The sequence below is a fragment of the Roseomonas sp. 18066 genome (assembly GCF_902706185.1).
Taxonomy (GTDB): Bacteria; Pseudomonadota; Alphaproteobacteria; order Acetobacterales; family Acetobacteraceae; genus Pseudoroseomonas.
Map to the genome: position 1 here is coordinate 1 of NZ_CACSJM010000252.1, position 4,753 is coordinate 4,753.

5 protein-coding genes are annotated in these 4,753 nt (G+C 74.2%); all 5 read right to left on the bottom strand.

What is annotated here, in order from left to right; translation table 11 throughout:
• Nucleotides 1-1,126, bottom strand: a 1,126-nt coding sequence (gene tilS, locus GVN67_RS29830) for a tRNA lysidine(34) synthetase TilS (protein ID WP_200845430.1), incomplete at its 3' end; no start/stop codon positions are given.
• Nucleotides 1,027-1,899 (bottom strand): YbgF trimerization domain-containing protein, encoded by an 873-nt coding sequence (locus GVN67_RS28010; RefSeq protein WP_160000591.1) that lies wholly within the window; start codon nucleotides 1,897-1,899, stop codon nucleotides 1,027-1,029. The genes tilS and GVN67_RS28010, both read right to left, overlap by 100 nt.
• A 139-nt stretch (nucleotides 1,900-2,038) precedes the next feature.
• Nucleotides 2,039-2,527 (bottom strand): peptidoglycan-associated lipoprotein Pal, encoded by a 489-nt coding sequence (gene pal, locus GVN67_RS28015; RefSeq protein ID WP_160000592.1) that lies wholly within the window; start codon nucleotides 2,525-2,527, stop codon nucleotides 2,039-2,041.
• A 281-nt stretch (nucleotides 2,528-2,808) separates the two neighbouring features.
• The gene (gene tolB / locus GVN67_RS28020) at nucleotides 2,809-4,197 is read right to left on the bottom strand and encodes a Tol-Pal system beta propeller repeat protein TolB (RefSeq protein ID WP_160000593.1); all 1,389 of its coding nucleotides are present in this window, start codon (nucleotides 4,195-4,197) and stop codon (nucleotides 2,809-2,811) included.
• Entirely contained in the window at nucleotides 4,194-4,619 is a 426-nt protein-coding gene (locus GVN67_RS28025; RefSeq protein ID WP_235035585.1) for a hypothetical protein, read from the bottom strand. Before GVN67_RS28025 ends, tolB begins: the two co-directional genes overlap by 4 nt.
• Between the last annotated feature and the right edge of the window lie 134 nt (nucleotides 4,620-4,753).

Below are 4,753 nucleotides of genomic sequence, written 5' to 3' on the forward strand. Positions count from 1 at the left end.
CGCCGAGCAGGAACCCCGCCGGCGGCGTGCCGCGCAGCCGCCAGCGGCCGTCCCACCCCGCGCCCGCGACCGCGGCGACCGGCGGCGCGCAGGCCGCGGGCTCCCGCGCCAGCCAGCCCGCCTGCCACTGCGCGCCATGCAGCGTGCCCTCGCCGCGGGCCAGCAGCGCCCGGGTCGCCGCCGCCGCCGGGGCATGCTCCGCCCCCGTGACCAGCCGGACCAGCGCCGCCAGCGCCGCGGCCGCCACGCGGTCCCGGCCCAGCGCCGCCGGCGACACGAAGGCCCAGCCGGCCGGATCGATGCGGCAGGTCGCGGCCAGGCGCGCCGCCACCGCGGCCTCGGCCACCCGCCGGCGATGGGCGAAGCCGCGCGCCGCCTCGGCCAGGGCCCGCGCCCCCTGCCCTTCGCCGCCCGCATCGGCCAGGGATTGCCTCAGCCGCACCCGGGCGAAGCGGGCGTCGTCGTTGGACGGATCGCGGATGGGCAGGATCCCGCGGGCGGCGAGCAGCGCCTCCAGCGCGGCGGGGGGCGTGTCGAGCAGCGGCCGCAGGATCATCGCCTCTGACGTGGCGCGGGCGGCGGCCATGCCGGCCAGCCCTGCCCCGCCGCTGCCGCGCAGCGCCCGGAACAGCAGCGTCTCCGCCTGGTCCAGCCGGTGCTGGCCGAGCAGCAGCCAGGGCCGCCCCGCCTCGGCACAGAAAGAGAGCATGGCGGCGAGGCGGCCGGCGCGGGCGCGTTCCTGCAGCGCTGGGCCGCGCGGCAGGCCCAGGCTGATCACGCGGGAAGCAATACCGTGGTGTTCGAGGGTCTCGGCGGTCCAGCGCGCTTCCGCGGCACTTTCGGCGCGAAAGCCGTGGTCGACGACCAGGGCCAGGAGCGAACCGCCCTGGGCCCGGCAGAAATCATGCGCGATGAGGGCCAGCGCCAGGGAATGCGGCCCGCCGGAGACGCCGGCGGCCAGGCGCGGGGCCGCGCCGAAAGGCCCCAGCGCGGCCAGGGCCGGGAAGAAGGCCTCGGTCGCCGCCGTCAGCCGCAGCCGCCGCGCTTGCGGCTTTCGGCGGCGCGGCTGGCCATGGCGCCGGACAGGCGCGGAAACTCGCTGCGCAGGTCGTTGAGCGTGGCGCAGGCCTCGCGCTTGGCGCCGAAGCCCAGGAAGGAATTGGCCAGGCCCAGCATCGCCTCCGGCGCGCGGGAGGCGCTGCGGTTGCGGCGATAGGCGTCGTCATAGGCCAGCGCGGCGTTCTGGAAATCGCGCTTGCCCAGCAGCGCGTCGCCCAGCAGCAGCTGCGCATCCTGGGCGCGGGCGCTGTTGCGGGCGGCCATCACCTCGCGCGCGGCGCCCTCGGCGGCGGCGAAGTCGCGCCGGCCCAGCGCCGCCTGGCCATCGGCCAGCGCCCGCTCGGCGGTGCGCGGCGCGGCGGCGGCAGCCGCGGCCGGGGCCGCGGGCTCGGCCTCGCTGCGCTGGCGCGGCGCCGCGGCGGGGGCGGCCGGGCGGCCGCCGGCGGGCGCCGCCTGCTCCAGCTGCTGCAGCCGGTAGTCCATGTCGCCCTGCAGCTTCTCGACCGCCTGCTGCAGGGTGCGGTTGCGGTATTCGGATTCCTGCGCCTGGCCGCGCAGCCGGCGGGTCTCCTCCTCCAGCTGGCCGATGCGGTCGAGCAGCTGGCTCATCAGCTCGGGCGAGCCGGAGGGGGCGTTGCCCCGGCCCTGGGGCGCCACCGGCACCGGGGCCGGATAGGCGCCGCCGCTGCCGCCCGACCGGCGCACCTGGTCGAGCTCCTGCCGCAGCTGGAGGATCTGGTTCTGCAGGGCGATGCCCTCGCGGCTTTCCATCTGCGCGGCGGCGGGATGGGCCAGCAGCGGCAGCAGCAGCGGCGCGAGGAGCAGGAGCTTGCGGAGCATGGCCATATCCTTCCGGGACAGCGCCGGGAACATCAGCGTGGGGCAAACGAAAACGGCGGTCCCCGTTTGCACGGGGGCCGCCGCTTTTTCCCAGCCGTTCAGCCCAGCGTCAACAACGCCGGGCTGTTGGCCTGTCCGCTTAGCGGACGACGGTGACGGCGCGGCGGTTCTGCGCCCAGGCGTCCGGGGTCGAGCCCAGGGCGGCCGGACGGTCCTTGCCGTAGGAGACCACGCTCAGGCGGGCCGAGGAGACGCCGAGCGCCACCAGCCCGTCGCGGGCCGCGTTGCCGCGGCGCTGGCCGAGGGCCAGGTTGTACTCGCGGGTGCCGCGCTCGTCGGAATGGCCTTCGACGACGACCTGGACCTGCGGGTACTGGCCGAGCCAGCCGGCCTGGCGCTCCAGCGTGGCGCGCTGGTCGCCGCGGACCGAGCTGCTGTCGGTGTCGAAGAAGACGCGGTCGCCGACATTGGCGACCAGGTCTTCCTGGCTGCCCGGGCGCACGGCGCCGGAGGCCAGGCCGGCACCGCCGGCGGCGCCCGCGCCGGTGGCGGCGCCGGAATTGTCCTCGCTCGCGCAGGCGGCGAGCAGGGCGGCGGCGGCAAGCGCGCCGAGGAGCTTCATCTGCATCTTTCGATTCCCATCGTCGAAGGTCGAATTACGGCCGCGGTTACGCTCTGATTGGGGCGCGTTCAAGGCAGACAATTCGTCAGGCCTGGAATGGTTGCCCCTCGCGCTGCGCAAGGCTCCTGGCACGGCTCGGCACAAGAATAGGTTAAGGCAAGGCTGGCCGGCGAAGGAATCATCCACCGGCCAGCAAAGATTTTCTTGAGCATTTGCTGCATGGCGGCCGGATCAGCCCCTGCCCCGCGCCTGAAGCATGGCGCGGGGTGGAGGGATGCGTGCTGCGCTCAGGACGACAGCAGCGGCGACCAGCTCGGGTCGGTGGCGTCGGTCGGCGTGACGATCTGCCGCTCGTTGAAGCCGGCGATGTCGATCATCGACAGCCGCGCCGAATAGCCGCCGCCGCGCGTGTCGCGCGCCTGGCTCTCGCGGTAGAAGGCCAGCACCCGGCCATTCGGCGCGAAGGTCGGGCTTTCCATCGCCCAGCCCTCGGACAGGATGCGCTCGCCCGAGCCGTCGGGCCGCATCACGCCGATGCCGAAGCGGCCGCCGGAAATGCGGGTGAAGGCGATCAGGTCGCCGCGCGGTGACCAGACCGGCGTCGCGTAGCGGCCATTGCCGAAGGAGATCCGGCGCGAGCCGCCGCCGCCGGCATCCATGACATAGAGCTGCTGGTCGCCGCCGCGGTCGGAGTTGAAGACGATCTGCGTGCCGTCGGGCGAATAGCTCGGCGAGACGTCGAGCCCGCCGCCCGAGGTCAGCTGCCGCTCGCGGCGCGAGGCCAGGTCGACGACATAGATATTGGCGTCGCCGCCGCGCACCGAGGACAGCACCACGCTGCGGCCATCCGGGCTGAAGCGCGGCGACAGCGTCATGCCGTTGAAGTTGCCCAGCACTTCCTGCCGGCCGCTGTCCAGGTTGAACAGGTAAACCCGCGGCTGGTTGTTGTTGTAGGACATGAAGGCGATCTGCCGCGCATTCGGATGGAAGCGGGGCGTCAGCGCCTGGAAGGTGCCGTCGGTCAGGAAGCGGTGGTTCTCGCCATCCTGGTCCATGATCGCCAGCCGCCGGGTGCGGCGGTCGCGCGGGCCGCTCTCGGCGATATAGACGATGCGGGTGTCGAAATAGCCCTTCTCGCCCAGCATCCGCTCATAGATGACGTCGGAGATGACATGGGCGATCTGCCGCCAGTTGGCGGCGTTCGCGGTGTAGGCGGTACCCTGCAGCTGCTGCTCCGAGCCCACTTCCCACAGGCGGAACTCGATGCGCGAGCGGTCGCCCTGCGGCTCGGCGCGGCCGGTCACCAGCGCCTGGGCGCCGATCACCCGCCAGTCCTGGAAGCGCGGCGAGCCGGCGGCGGCCTCCGGCGTCTGGATATAGGCGGCGCGCTCGACCGGGCGGAACAGGCCGGAATTGCGCAGGTTGTTGGTGATCACCCGGGTGATGTTCTGGCCGAGCTGCTGCGCCGGGCCGGAGGAGCCGGCGAAATCGGGCAGCGCGATCGGGATCGGGTCGGTGCGGGCGCGGGTGATGTCGATCACCTGGCCGCCGGCGGCGGGGCCACCGGCCGCCGGCGCCTGGGCACGGGCCAGCGACGGCAGGCCCAGCAGGCTGCCGAAGCCCAGCAGCGCCAGGCGGCGGGAAAGGGCGGCATCGACCCGGACAGACTGGTTCATCGGACAAGGCCCCTCGGGCTGAAGCGGAAGATCGCCGAGTTCAGCGACGGGATCTTCTCGCGGGGTACGGGCAATGGGCTGCATTTCTGGTCCAGCAAAGCGCGGCGCGCGCTTTCGAACACCGAACGCGCGCGAGGGTCCGAAGGAACGCCATTGGCGGCGCGGACGTTGCGTATGACCCCGCTGGGATCGATGTCCACCCGCAGCTCGACCACGATCTGGTCAAGTCCGAGCATGCCGGCATCGACCGACCAGCATTCGCTGATCCGCTCGGAGACGCCGCGCACCTCGCCCGCGGTCAGCAGCGCCGCGCCCGAGGGCGCGCCGCCGCCGGCGGCCGGCGCCCCGCCCGGATTGGGCCGGGCGCGCGGCGCCTCGTTCTGCTGCTGCGCGGCGCGCAGCCGCTCCAGCGTCGACAGCACCGACTGGCTGCGGTCGGCGGTGTTGGGCGTGGCCGGCGTCTGGCCGGTGCCGGGCCGCGTGGTCGCCTCGCGCGAGGGTGCGGCCGTGCTCGGCGGCCCCGGCGTCGGGCTGGGCGGGGCCGGCGGCGCCGGGG